The following is a 12,574-nucleotide window of genomic DNA, read 5'->3' as shown; positions in this document are numbered from 1 at the left end:
CGTATCAGACCCAAAGACTCACAACCCTGAGAGGGATTGACGCATAGTGCTCGACGTCAACTTCTTCGACGAGCTCCGGATCGGCCTGGCCACCGCTGACGACATCCGCCAGTGGAGCCACGGCGAGGTCAAGAAGCCCGAGACCATCAACTACCGCACCCTCAAGCCGGAAAAGGACGGACTCTTCTGCGAGAAGATCTTCGGTCCGACCCGGGACTGGGAGTGCTACTGCGGCAAGTACAAGCGCGTCCGCTTCAAGGGCATCATCTGTGAGCGCTGTGGCGTCGAGGTCACGCGCGCCAAGGTGCGCCGCGAGCGGATGGGCCACATCGAGCTGGCCGCCCCCGTCACGCACATCTGGTACTTCAAGGGCGTTCCGTCGCGGCTGGGCTACCTGCTCGACCTCGCCCCGAAGGACCTGGAGAAGGTCATCTACTTCGCGGCGTACATGATCACGTACGTCGACGAGGAGCGCCGTACCCGCGACCTGCCCTCGCTGGAGGCCCACGTCTCCGTCGAGCGCCAGCAGATCGAGCAGCGCCGCGACGCCGACCTGGAGGCCCGCGCCAAGAAGCTCGAGTCCGACCTGGCCGAGCTGGAGGCCGAGGGCGCCAAGGCCGATGTGCGCCGCAAGGTGCGCGAGGGTGCCGAGCGCGAGATGAAGCAGCTGCGCGACCGTGCGCAGCGCGAGATCGACCGCCTCGACGAGGTGTGGAACCGGTTCAAGAACCTCAAGGTCCAGGACCTCGAGGGCGACGAGCTGCTCTACCGCGAGCTGCGTGACCGCTTCGGCACGTACTTCGACGGCTCGATGGGTGCCGCGGCGCTGCAGAAGCGCCTGGAGTCCTTCGACCTCGACGAGGAGGCCGAGAAGCTCCGCGAGATCATCCGTACCGGCAAGGGCCAGAAGAAGACCCGTGCGCTCAAGCGCCTGAAGGTCGTCTCCGCGTTCCTGCAGACCAGCAACAGCCCCAAGGGCATGGTGCTCGACTGCGTGCCGGTCATCCCGCCGGACCTGCGTCCGATGGTGCAGCTGGACGGTGGCCGCTTCGCGACCTCCGACCTGAACGACCTGTACCGCCGTGTCATCAACCGGAACAACCGACTGAAGCGCCTTCTCGACCTCGGTGCGCCCGAGATCATCGTGAACAACGAGAAGCGCATGCTCCAGGAGGCCGTCGACGCGCTGTTCGACAACGGCCGTCGTGGCCGCCCGGTCACCGGACCCGGCAACCGCCCGCTGAAGTCCCTCAGCGACATGCTGAAGGGCAAGCAGGGCCGTTTCCGTCAGAACCTGCTCGGCAAGCGTGTGGACTACTCCGCGCGTTCCGTGATCGTCGTCGGTCCGCAGCTGAAGCTGCACCAGTGCGGTCTGCCGAAGGCGATGGCGCTGGAGCTGTTCAAGCCGTTCGTGATGAAGCGCCTGGTCGACCTGAACCACGCGCAGAACATCAAGAGCGCCAAGCGCATGGTCGAGCGCGGCCGCACCGTGGTGTACGACGTCCTCGAAGAGGTCATCGCCGAGCACCCGGTGCTGCTGAACCGTGCGCCCACCCTGCACCGCCTCGGCATCCAGGCCTTCGAGCCGCAGCTGGTCGAGGGCAAGGCCATCCAGATCCACCCGCTCGTCTGCACCGCGTTCAACGCGGACTTCGACGGTGACCAGATGGCCGTGCACCTGCCGCTGTCCGCGGAGGCGCAGGCCGAGGCCCGCATCCTGATGCTGTCCTCGAACAACATCCTCAAGCCCGCCGACGGCCGTCCGGTGACGATGCCGACCCAGGACATGGTGCTGGGTCTGTACTTCCTCACCACGGACGCCGAGGGCCGCGACATCAAGGGCGAGGGCCGTGCCTTCGCGTCCGTCGCCGAGGCGATCATGGCCTTCGACGCCGGCGAGCTGTCGCTGCAGGCGCCGGTCGACATCCGCTTCCCGGTGGGCACCATCCCGCCGCGGGGCTGGGAGCCGCCGGTCCGCGAGGAGGGCGAGCCGGAGTGGCAGCAGGGTGACAGCTTCACGCTGCGCACCACGCTGGGCCGCGCGCTCTTCAACGAGCTGCTGCCCGAGGACTACCCGTTCGTCGACTACGAGGTCGGCAAGAAGCAGCTCTCCCAGATCGTCAACGACCTGGCCGAGCGCTACCCGAAGGTCATCGTGGCGGCGACGCTCGACAACCTGAAGGCGTCCGGCTTCTACTGGGCCACCCGTTCCGGTGTCACCGTGGCCATCTCCGACGTCGTCGTTCCCGAGGCGAAGAAGGAGATCGTCCGCGGCTACGAGGCGCAGGACGAGAAGGTCCAGAAGCAGTACGAGCGCGGTCTGATCACCAAGGACGAGCGCACCCAGGAGCTCATCGCGATCTGGACCAAGGCGACCAACGAGGTCGCCGAGGCGATGAACGACAACTTCCCGAAGATCAACCCGATCTTCATGATGGTGAACTCGGGCGCCCGAGGAAACATGATGCAGATGCGCCAGATCGCCGGTATGCGCGGTCTGGTGTCGAACGCCAAGAACGAGACCATCCCGCGGCCCATCAAGGCCAGCTTCCGTGAGGGTCTCTCCGTGCTGGAGTACTTCATCTCCACGCACGGTGCCCGTAAGGGTCTGGCGGACACCGCTCTGCGTACCGCCGACTCGGGTTACCTCACCCGTCGTCTGGTGGACGTCTCCCAGGACGTCATCATCCGCGAGGAGGACTGCGGCACCGAGCGCGGTCTGCGGCTGCACATCGCCACCCGTGGCGAGGACGGTTCGCTCCTCAAGGAGGAGAACGTCGAGACGTCCGTGTACGCGCGCTGCCTCGCCGAGGACATCGTCGTGGACGGCAAGGTGCTGGCCCCGGCCGGCACCGACCTGGGCGACGTGCTCATCGACGAGCTCATCCGCAACGGCGTCTCCGAGGTCAAGACCCGCTCGGTCCTGACCTGTGAGTCCGCGGTCGGCACGTGCGCCATGTGCTACGGCCGTTCGCTGGCCACCGGCAAGCTGGTCGACATCGGTGAGGCGGTCGGCATCATCGCCGCCCAGTCCATCGGTGAGCCCGGTACCCAGCTGACGATGCGTACCTTCCACACCGGTGGTGTGGCCGGTGACGACATCACCCAGGGTCTGCCGCGTGTCGTCGAGCTCTTCGAGGCCCGTACCCCGAAGGGTGTCGCCCCGATCTCCGAGGCCTCCGGCCGCGTGCGGATCGAGGAGACCGAGAAGACCAAGAAGATCGTCGTCACCCCGGACGACGGCAGCGACGAGATGGCCTACCCCATCTCCAAGCGTGCCCGTCTGATGGTCAGCGAGGGCGAGCACGTCGAGGTGGGCCAGAAGCTCACCGTGGGTGCCACCAACCCGCACGACGTGCTGCGCATCCTGGGTCAGCGTGCCGTCCAGGTCCACCTGGTCGGCGAGGTCCAGAAGGTGTACAACTCGCAGGGTGTGTCGATCCACGACAAGCACATCGAGATCATCATCCGGCAGATGCTGCGCCGCGTGACGATCATCGAGTCCGGCGACGCCGAGCTGCTGCCCGGTGAGCTGGTCGAGCGCTCGAAGTTCGAGACCGAGAACCGTCGTGTGGTCCAGGAGGGCGGTCACCCGGCCTCCGGTCGTCCGCAGCTCATGGGTATCACCAAGGCCTCGCTGGCGACCGAGTCGTGGCTGTCGGCGGCGTCCTTCCAGGAGACGACCAGGGTCCTCACGGACGCGGCGATCAACGCCAAGTCCGACTCCCTGATCGGCCTCAAGGAGAACGTCATCATCGGTAAGCTCATCCCGGCCGGTACGGGTCTGTCCCGCTACCGCAACATCCGGGTCGAGCCGACCGAGGAGGCCAAGGCCGCGATGTACTCGGCCGTCGGCTACGACGACATCGACTACTCGCCGTTCGGCACGGGCTCCGGCCAGGCCGTTCCGCTGGAGGACTACGACTACGGTCCGTACAACCAGTAAGCGAGTCGCTCGAGTCGCTTGAGTGGCTTGAGACGAAGGGCGGTCACCCTCAGGGTGGCCGCCCTTCGGCGTGTCCGGGTTTTCTCCGGGTAGGACCCCGATGCCGGAAATGCCGCCTCGGCGGATGATGGAGGGACTTCGCGTTCCGGGAGGTGCCCGTGTCGCAGTCGTCGTATCCCTCGTGGCAGCACAGTGCCCCGTCGATGCTCGCCTCGCACGCCGACCGGGAGCGTGCCGTGGACGTGCTCAGAGCTGGTTACGGGGAGGGGCGGATGGAGCAGAGGGAGTTCGAGCAGCGGGTCGCGCGGGCCTATTCGGCTCGTACGGTGGGGGAGCTGGCGCTGCTGGTCGCCGACCTGCCGCAGGGCCCCGCACCGCATCCCTCGGCCCTCATGGCGGTGCCCCGGACCTTCATGCCGGTGCACCGGCCGAAGACGAACGGGAAGGCGCTCGGCGCCGCCGTCTGCGGGCTGCTCTGCCTGCCCACCATGGGCCTGACCGGCATACCGGCGGTCGTGCTGGGGCACGCGGCGCGATCCGAGATACGGCGCTCCGACGAGGACGGCGACGGGCTCGCGCTGATCGGGCTGGTGCTCGGCTGGGTGTCCGTCGCCGGCTGGGCGCTGCTGGTGGGCCTGGTCGCACTGGTGACGGCCCTGTCGGGCCCGGGCTGAGCCCGGGCGGGCGGACCGGTCAGCGGTGCGGCTGCAGGTAGGCCTGCAGGTGGTGCAGCCGGGTGTGGTAGTCGGGGTGTGAGGCCAGCAGCTTGCTGACCGGGCTCTCGGCCAGCGGGACACCGCCGTTGGCGGCGGCGAGAGCGGCGGCCTGCTGCTGCTCCTGCTGGTGCAGCTTGTCCAGTACGGCGACCAGCATCGGGGCGAAGCCGAGCGCGGCGGCGTGCTGGTCGGCCCGCAGCTCGGCCCGCCGGCCGACCGCCGCGAGCGCGTACGGCATGCCGAGGATCAGCAGCGGCAGCCCGTACAGGGTGCTGATGGTGGCCAGGGCGATACCGCCGACGAACAGGCCGAAGAACAGCACGCCGAAGCAGGAGAACACGCGGGAGACCCGGAACAGCAGGGCGGTGACCACGCGGAGCACCCGCCAGGCGATCCGGCCGGGCAGCGCGTACCAGTAGCCGAGCAGTCCCGACCAGGCGTGCCCGCCGACGTGGTGGCCCAGCTCGTGCGCCATGACGGCGGCCAGCTCGCCGTTGGGCAGCTCGTTCATGGCGAAGCGGGTGACGCCGACGATGTGGCCGGCGGCGGCGACCGCGTTGAGGCTGTCGCTGTCCTCCACCCACAGCTCGTAGTTCCGGCCCTCGACGCCGGCACGGGCGGTGACCTCGCGCCAGACGGGTTCAAGTCTGGCTCGTTCTTGTGGAGTGGGGTAGCGCAAGCGGAGCAAATGGCGCGCGAGGGCGCTTTCGGTCGGCCGGTGGAAGACGAGTGCGCCGCTCGCGAGCCAGGCGAGCACGAGCAGGAAGCCGAGGTCGCCGAAGACGAGGGAGAGGAGGCCGACGACGAGGAGGCTGCACAGGAAGTTCGGCAGGTAGAGGAGCAGGTTGCCGACGGCGGTGGCGTCGGTGCGGCGCTGCTGGGCGGAGATGTGGATCCGGCTGCGGTCGGTGCTGATGTGGTGGGGGTGCGCGGGGTCGTCGGCGGAGAGGGTGGCCGCGGGGGCGGTTCCGGAGGGCGCGGGGGGTGCCGGGGGCGGGGTGATGCCGGGTGCGGGGTAGGCGGGGGCGGGCCCCGGTGGGGTCGCGGTCGGGTACTGGGGAGGAGGGGGGCCGTATGCGGGGTGGGGCTGGGACTGGGTGGGGTACTGCGGCTGGGGCTGCGCGTACGGCGGCTGGGGCTGCGGCTGCGGGTACGGCGGCTGGGGGTGGGGGTACTGCGGTGGGACCTGGGCTTGGGGCTGTGGAGGCTGTGGCTGGGGGTACTGCGGGGGCATGTGGGGCGGCTGCGCCTGGGTTGGCTGCTGCGGGTACTCCGGTGGGGACGGTGGAGGCTGCTGGGTCATCGTGGTTCCTTCACTTGGCCTTCGTTCGACTGGGGGCTGGGGTGGCGGCGGACCCGGGGTCAGCCGATCAGCAGGGATGCGGGCAGCAGGAGCGTGCCGGTGCAGAAGGCGATCAGCCCGGCGCGGATCCACTGGTGCTTGCGCCAGGCGATCCGGCTGGTCTCGGTGAGCGCCGCGACCAGGCCGGCCGTGGGGTCGGCCGCGGTGTCGGCGAGCGCGTCGTCCAGCCGGCCCGTCCGGACGGCCCGCCGGATGTCACCGAAGTACGACAGGGGCTGTCCCGGCGCCCAGGACCCGGCCCGGTACCGGGGCAGCACGGCCAGGAGCAGCGCGACCAGCGAGAACGTGAGGGACGCGGTCCCGGCCCACCACAGCGCGGTGCCGGACGCCGCGAGCGCGTCCGGGGTCCAGTCCCGCCCCGCGAGCAGGCCGCTGAACACGCCCGCGGTCATACCGAGCGCGGCGACCAGGACCGCCGCCTTGCTGTCGGCCCTGGCGATCTCGGTACGGAGGTCGGCCAGCAGCCGCTCGCACACCTGGGTGCGGGCCGGACCGGTGGCGGGTGGGGTGGGCGTGCCGGTGGTCGGTGGGGGCACCGGGTCGACCGTGGTCATGAACCGGGGGTCTCCTTCGGGGTGGCGTCCTGTGAGGCGCGGTCCTGTGAGGTGCCGTCCTGCGGGGCGTCCGGTGCGGAGGCGGCGGGAGGCGTCGTCGGGTCCGGCTGCGGAGGCGCGGTCGGGGTGGTGCCGTAGCCGGGCGGGGGCTGCCAGGCGGCAGTCGGCACGGGAGGTGCGGGAGGGGTGCTCGGCGTGGCCGGGACACCCGGCATCGGCCCGCCCGCGTAGGGCGGGTACGGGGCGGCGGGAGGGGCGTACGGGGCGGTCGGCTGTGCGTGCGGCATCACCGGCGGCTGTGCGTACGGCATGGGCGATGGTGCGTAGGGCGTCGGCGTCGGTGTGGGGGGTGCCGGCTGCTGGGCGTACGGCGTGGGCGGACCGAATACCGTGCCGGCCGGCGGGGTCACGGTTTCCGGAGCACTCGGAACACCCGGAACCGACGTCTCGGGCGTGACCTGTCCCGGCGCGGTGTCGTTCGTCCCGCCGGCCTGACCCGCGTCCGGATGGGTGGGCGCCGTCGGAGGCAGCAGAGGAGGGTTCTGCGGTACGCCGGGGAGGCGTTGGTTGAGGATGTCGCTGACCGTGCGCAGGGCGAGCTGCTTGGGGCCCTCCAGTTCGAACTTCTCGGCGCCCTCGCCGCTCAGGAGTTCCTTCACCAGGTCCATCTGGGCCTGGATCATGCGGAGCTGGTCCTCGCGCATGCTGCTCATGACCAGCCCGGAGTCCTCGGGGTGCTGGGCGAGGTGCAGCGCCCAGGCCTGGACGCCGCCCTGCTGGAGGTGCCACTGGTAGAACGCGATCTTCTGCGCCTCGATCTGCTGGAGCTCCACCATGTGCTGCCCCTGGAGCAGCGCCTGCTCGTGCTGCCAGCGCTGCTGCTGGAGGATGAGTTCCTGCTGCTGACGGCCGTAGTCCATGGCCCGGCCGAGCTGGAGGGCGTCCTGCTGCCGGTGGCGGTGGTCCATCTCGACGTCGACCCGCATGCCCTGCTGCGCCGTGTGGATCTGCTCGGTCGCGGAGTGGTCGATGGCCTGGAGCCGTTGCTGGTGCTCGATGTTCGCCTGGTCGCGCCGCAGCCGCAGGGTCCAGGTGACCTGGAGTCCGGCGGGGGCGCCGAGCGGGCCGACGAGGTGGACCGCCTTCAGCAGCTCCGCCTCGGCCGCCGCGCTGTCGGCGATGCTGAAGCGGCGGGTCACGGGCCGGGCCGTCTGCTGGAGTTCGCCGAGCAGCAGCGCCGGTACGTCCCGGATCCCGCCGGCCACGAACCGGGCCGGGTCGAGCACCTGCCAGGAGACGTCCACCTCGGCGGTGAACTCGAACGCGTCGTTGTCGCTGGGCAGCGTGAGGGTGTCGGTGAAGGGATGGACGCCCATGTCCACCTCGTACACGGCGGTGTACCGGTGGGCCATGATCTCGCTGCGGGACGGCCGCTGGGGCGGCGGGTAGGCCTCGTATCCGCCCTTCGGGGTCGAGAAGACCAGCGCGTGGTCGATGCGGACCACATGCTTCAGCGACAGCTCGAAGCGCGACAGCTGCCGCACGGTGAGCACCGGGTCGATCAGCCGGGTGTGCCGGTCCGCCGGCTGCTGCCACTCCGGCTGGCGGTGGAAGGTGGGCATGGTGCGTGTCTCCTCGGGGACGTGCCGGGGTCCGTCAGCGGACCGGGAGGGTGGTCTGCAGGCGGGCGGCGACCGGCGGCGGGGGATTGCCGTCCTCGCCGGGCATGGTGCGCAGCAGGTGGCTCAGCCGCTGGTACTCGGGCGTGGTCGTGACGAGCCGTGGCAGGAGCGCGGCGAGCGCCCACTCGGTGGCCGTCGAACGGGCGGCGATCAGCACCCACTCGCGCAGCAGGTCCAGGGCGGGCCGGGTGGCGTTCGGGTCGCCCAGCGCCCGGCGCCACAGGAGCGCGATGCCGTCGGCGGCGGCCTGGTCGTCGGTCGTGGCGCGGGCGTACCAGCCGAGGACGAGCGGCAGGCCGTACCGCTCGTCGCCCTCGGTGCGGCGGCAGGCGTTGATGAAGCCGCCCAGGGTCAGATCGTGCACGGCCCGGTCGTCGTCGAGGTGTTCCCGCAGTTCGGCGAGGACCTGGGCGGCGGCGGGCGACAGCAGCAGCAGTTCCACGGCCTCGGCCAGCTCCGCCGCCATCTCCCGGTCGAAGTCGTCGGGGTCGCCGAGGTCGGCGTACAGGCGGCGGGCGGCCTGCCGCAGCGCGGCGAGGGCCTGCTCCGGCCGTTCCGGTCCGATGAGCGCGTAGGCGCGGACGGCGACCCAGCGCAGCCGGCGGTCCCCGTCCTCGGACCAGCCGTCGAGGATGCGCGGGATGTTGGGCGTGTCGATGAGATGGGCGAGGGTGAGGGAGTTGACCGCGACGAGCCGGTGCCGGAACCGGTTGGAGAGCGCCCACGGTTCGATGACCAGCGCCATCGCGGACGGCAGGTCGGTGCGGGCGAGGACGGCGACGGTGGACGCGGCCCGGGTGCGGACCAGGGGGCGGCCGTCGTCGGCGAGCCGGCGCAGCCACTCGGTCAGCGCGGGCCGGGCGGACGGGTGGCCCGTCCACACCTCGCGCAGCAGCACCAGCGAGACCCGGTCGTCGGCGAACGCCGCCTTCGTCTGGGTGACCGGGCCCCACTCGGTGTGCTCGTCGCCCTCGTACCGCTCGGCGCGGGCCAGTTGCAGGCGCTTGCCCATGTGGGTGCCGAAGACGGGGACCTCGGGGACGCGGGCCGGGTTCTCGGTCTTCTGGAGGAAGCGGTAGAGCAGGTCGCTGAGTTCGGCGGTGAGCGCGTACGGGCCGCCGTCGAACGCGGCGAGCGCGACGAGGAACGCCTTGTCCCGCAGGTGTACGGCGCTCTCGTCCTCCTCGAACCACTCCTGGACCTGGTTCTCCAGGGAGATGAGGGAGAAGTCGGCGACGGCCTGCTCGGTGACCTCCCCGGCGGCGTACCGGCCGAGCAGCCGGGCGAACGCGGCGATCTCGCGCAACTGGTGGCCCCGGCCCAGGAAATCCTTGACGTCCGGCAGGCCGAGCAGGCGCCCGGCCGTCTCCTCGTCCGTCACGGCACGCAGGTGCGCGCTCAGCACGTCCTCGGCGGCGGGCGGCCGCCACTCGACGGCGGGCACGTCCTCCAGTACGGCGGTGGGGCCGACGGTGATCACCAGGTAGGCGTCCTGCTCGGCGAGCCGGTCCCGGGCGGCGAGCACGTGCGGCTCGCGCAGCGGGCTGCCGCGCCGGGTCGCCAGGTCGCACAGGACGTAGCCGCGGGTGCCGCCGGCACCGTCGGCGGGTGCGGTCAGGCGCTCGGAGAGCGCGCCGGGGGACGTGTCGCGGTCCAGGACGTGCACGGGGGACGCGCCGAGCCGGTGCAGCAGCATCAGCGCGGCCGTGCGGCGGCCGGTGAAGCGGGCGCCGGACAGCACCAGGACGCGTTCGCGGCGCAGCCGGTCCAGCAGGCCCTCGACGGTCTCCTCGGCGGCTACGAAGGACTCGGCGAGCCGGTCCAGCCTGGCGCGGGGGATCTCGCCGGAGGCGGTGACGGAGGCGGCGGCGGACAGCCCGGAGAACGACCAGTGGTGGATCTCCGTCTTGCTGCCCATGATGACGTCGCCGGTGACCCGGCCGCCGCTGACGCCGTGCTGGTCGCCGGCCGCGTAGCCGCCGCCGAAGCTGGTGCGGGCGCCGACGTTCATGGTGCGGGGGCTGTGGTCGACCAGGTCGCGCCGCGCCGACCAGGCGTTCTGCGGCTGGTCCCGCTCCTCGGACTCCTCGGCGCCGCCCTCCTTGCGGGCCTCGTCCGGGGCCGGGTCGCCGCCCTGGTCCGGCGCGGGCCCGCCGCCCGGCGCCGCCGGTGCCGGGCCCTGCGGCTCCTGCCCGGCGGTCACGGCCGCTCACCCCGCTGCGCCTTGTCGCCCATGACGACCTGCTTGCCGCCCATCACGACGTCGCCGGTGACCTGCCCGCCGGACACCGCGTGCTGGTCGCCCGCGGCGTAGCCCCCGCCGAAACTGACCGAGCCGCCACTGACGTGCAGCCCGGAGCCCGGCGCCGGGGCCCCCGATCCGTCCGACGCCGGGCCGCTCTGGTGCCGCCCGTCGGCCGCGGGGGCCGTGGGGGCTGCGGGGGTGTGGTTGCCGTTGGCTGCGGGGGCCGCGGGCGCGTGCTCGCCGTCGCCGGCGGAGGCTCCAGGGGCGTGCCGCCCGTCGCCGGCGGAGGCCGCAGGTGCACGCCGTCCGTCGCCGCCGGCGGCCCCCGGTGCGTGCTCGCCGTCACCAGTGACGGCCGCAGGCGCGTGCTCGCCCTCGTCGGCCGCGGCCCCATGCGCCTGCCCCCCGTCGCCGGCTGAACCCGAGCGGACCAGCTCACCACCAGCTGCCGAAGCCGCAGACGCCCGCGTGCCCTCCGGCGTGGGAGGCGCCGGGCGGTCCCCCGATCCGCCCGGCGCGTCCCCCTTCCCCCTCTCACCGTGGTCCGTGTGGGCCGCCCCGAAGCCGCCGGCGGGGAGCGGCCCGTGCAGCCAGGCCGTCAGCGGGCCGTTCTTGCTGGCCACCGTCACCGCGTGGAAGCCGTCGGCCGGGATGCCCGGGTGGTCGTGCCGTACGACACCGGCGTACAGGCCGTCCGAGACGCACAGCGCGAAGTCGTCGGCGCGCTCGCGCAGCGCGGCGCGCAGCACGTCGGCGTCCAGCAGACGGCAGGCGTGGTTCAGGTCGGAGCCGACCCAGCCGTCCCGGTCGTCGACGGCGACCCAGCCGGAGGCGACCACGCCGCGCAGCCGGATCTGCGCGGAGCGGGACGCCATGCGGTTGACCGCCCGCAACTGGGCCGGCACTTCGGTGAGCAGGGCCCGCAGCAGTGCCGTGACGGGGGCGTTCGCGTCGATGAGCTCCATCACCGAGTCCCCGCGGTCGGCCCGCAGCCGCCGGGTCTCGTCGATGCCGGCGCGTTCCAGGGTGCGGTCGGTGATGTCGTAGAGCATGCGCCGCAGGTACGCCTGTTCCACGTCGTCCCGGTCGCTGAACCTCTCGATGTCCAGCAGCAGGATCGTGCGGCTCACGGGGTCGCTCATGGTCGCCTCTCGAACGGGGGTGGCGGGCATGCAGCAGAGTGGTCGTCCGGGGCGTGTGGTGGTGAGGGCGGATGACCCATTCGGAGTGTGACCGTGTGCACAGATGGGCGATTGGGACCCGCGGGTCACTCCTCGCGGGGCCCCGGCGGCGCGGGGATTCCGGGCGCCGGGGCGGTGGCGCCGATGCGGCGCAGGACGTCCGGGCGGCGGATCAGCAGGGTGCGGCGGCCGGTGATCACGGCCTCCTTGTCCCGGAGTTCCTTCAGCAGCCGCTGCACCATCTCGCGGGAGGCGCCCACCGAGCCGGCCAGCTCCTGCTTGCTGAGCGGTACGGCGAGTTCGACGCCGTCGGGGGTGCGCCGGCCGTGGGTGCGGGCGAGTTCGAGGAGCAGGACGGCGAGCCGTTCGCGGACGCTCATCGACGCGAACTCCAGCCGGCGCCGGTCGGCTGCCCGGGTGCGGTCCGCGGTGAGGCCGAGCAGGGCGAACGACACGGCGGGGGAGCGCCCCAGGAAGTCGCGGAAGCGTTCCCGCTCCAGGGCCACCGCCCGCACCGGCTCAAGCGCGGTGACCGTGGCGGAGCGCGGCCGCCCGGTCAGCGCCGCCGACTCGCCGATGATGTCGCCGGGGCCGCGCAGCGCCAGCAGGGCCTCGTAGCCGTTGGCGGCCGACGCGGTGACCTTCGTCCAGCCGTCCACCAGGAAGAGCACGTGGGAGGACGGCTCGTGCTGGTGCAGCAGGATCGTGCGCCGGGTGAAGGACAGGGTGCGGCCGAGGGCCAGCAGCGCGGAGCGGTCCTCGCTCTCCAGCCGTGCCAGGAACGGCACCCGGTCGTCCAGGCCGCCGTCGTCCGGAGCGTACGTCCCTATTGTCATGCGCATTCCCCCGTTTGTCGCCGCGGGCGGATCAACGTACTGAACGTGCAA

The 12,574-nt window shown here is 71.8% G+C and carries 8 protein-coding genes; 2 read left to right on the top strand and 6 right to left on the bottom strand.

The annotated features are described in order from the left end of the window. Nucleotides 1-46 precede the first annotated feature (46 nt). Both AMK31_RS12830 and AMK31_RS12825 read left to right on the top strand, forming a co-directional pair. Nucleotides 47-3,946, top strand: coding sequence for a DNA-directed RNA polymerase subunit beta' (locus AMK31_RS12830; protein WP_073940572.1), 3,900 nt, complete (start codon nt 47-49; stop codon nt 3,944-3,946). Between the two features lie 203 nt (nt 3,947-4,149). Then, nucleotides 4,150-4,620: a DUF1707 and DUF4190 domain-containing protein gene (locus AMK31_RS12825; protein ID WP_073940784.1), complete on the top strand. Its 471-nt coding sequence runs from the start codon at nt 4,150-4,152 to the stop codon at nt 4,618-4,620. 19 nt (nt 4,621-4,639) lie between these two features. Here AMK31_RS12825 and AMK31_RS42095 read toward each other — a convergent pair whose 3' ends face one another. The 6 genes from AMK31_RS42095 to AMK31_RS12795 all read right to left on the bottom strand — a co-directional run bounded on the left by AMK31_RS42095 (nt 4,640) and on the right by AMK31_RS12795 (nt 12,523). Beyond that, nucleotides 4,640-5,965, bottom strand: a complete 1,326-nt coding sequence (locus tag AMK31_RS42095; RefSeq protein WP_274535963.1) for a M48 family metalloprotease — start codon at nt 5,963-5,965, stop codon at nt 4,640-4,642. A 59-nt stretch (nt 5,966-6,024) separates the two neighbouring features. Next, entirely contained in the window at nt 6,025-6,579 is a 555-nt protein-coding gene (locus AMK31_RS12815) for a Pycsar system effector family protein (protein WP_241842628.1), read from the bottom strand. After that, nucleotides 6,576-8,201: a hypothetical protein gene (locus AMK31_RS12810; protein ID WP_073940570.1), complete on the bottom strand. Its 1,626-nt coding sequence runs from the start codon at nt 8,199-8,201 to the stop codon at nt 6,576-6,578. The genes AMK31_RS12815 and AMK31_RS12810 overlap by 4 nt, the downstream gene beginning before the upstream one ends. A gap of 34 nt (nt 8,202-8,235) precedes the next feature. Next, the gene (locus AMK31_RS12805) at nt 8,236-10,464 is read right to left on the bottom strand and encodes a hypothetical protein (RefSeq protein ID WP_073940569.1); all 2,229 of its coding nucleotides are present in this window, start codon (nt 10,462-10,464) and stop codon (nt 8,236-8,238) included. After that, entirely contained in the window at nt 10,461-11,648 is a 1,188-nt protein-coding gene (locus AMK31_RS42405) for a hypothetical protein (protein WP_073940568.1), read from the bottom strand. The genes AMK31_RS12805 and AMK31_RS42405 overlap by 4 nt, the downstream gene beginning before the upstream one ends. Before the next feature lie 125 nt (nt 11,649-11,773). Continuing rightward, nucleotides 11,774-12,523, bottom strand: a complete 750-nt coding sequence (locus tag AMK31_RS12795; RefSeq protein ID WP_073940567.1) for a Crp/Fnr family transcriptional regulator — start codon at nt 12,521-12,523, stop codon at nt 11,774-11,776. Between the last annotated feature and the right edge of the window lie 51 nt (nt 12,524-12,574).

This window comes from Streptomyces sp. TSRI0107, assembly GCF_001905845.1.
In the GTDB taxonomy this organism is placed as follows: Bacteria; Actinomycetota; Actinomycetes; order Streptomycetales; family Streptomycetaceae; genus Streptomyces.
This window is presented reverse-complemented; position numbering and strand designations above follow the sequence as displayed.

Excerpts from the sequence above, each read along its gene's own strand:
- AMK31_RS12825 (WP_073940784.1), top strand. The coding sequence starts at position 4,150 with ATGCTCGCCTCGCACGCCGACCGGGAGCGTGCCGTGGACGTGCTCAGA.
- AMK31_RS42095 (WP_274535963.1), bottom strand. The coding sequence starts at position 5,965 with ATGACCCAGCAGCCTCCACCGTCCCCACCGGAGTACCCGCAGCAGCCA.
- AMK31_RS12815 (WP_241842628.1), bottom strand. The coding sequence starts at position 6,579 with ATGACCACGGTCGACCCGGTGCCCCCACCGACCACCGGCACGCCCACC.
- AMK31_RS12810 (WP_073940570.1), bottom strand. The coding sequence starts at position 8,201 with ATGCCCACCTTCCACCGCCAGCCGGAGTGGCAGCAGCCGGCGGACCGG.
- AMK31_RS42405 (WP_073940568.1), bottom strand. The coding sequence starts at position 11,648 with ATGAGCGACCCCGTGAGCCGCACGATCCTGCTGCTGGACATCGAGAGG.
- AMK31_RS12795 (WP_073940567.1), bottom strand. The coding sequence starts at position 12,523 with ATGACAATAGGGACGTACGCTCCGGACGACGGCGGCCTGGACGACCGG.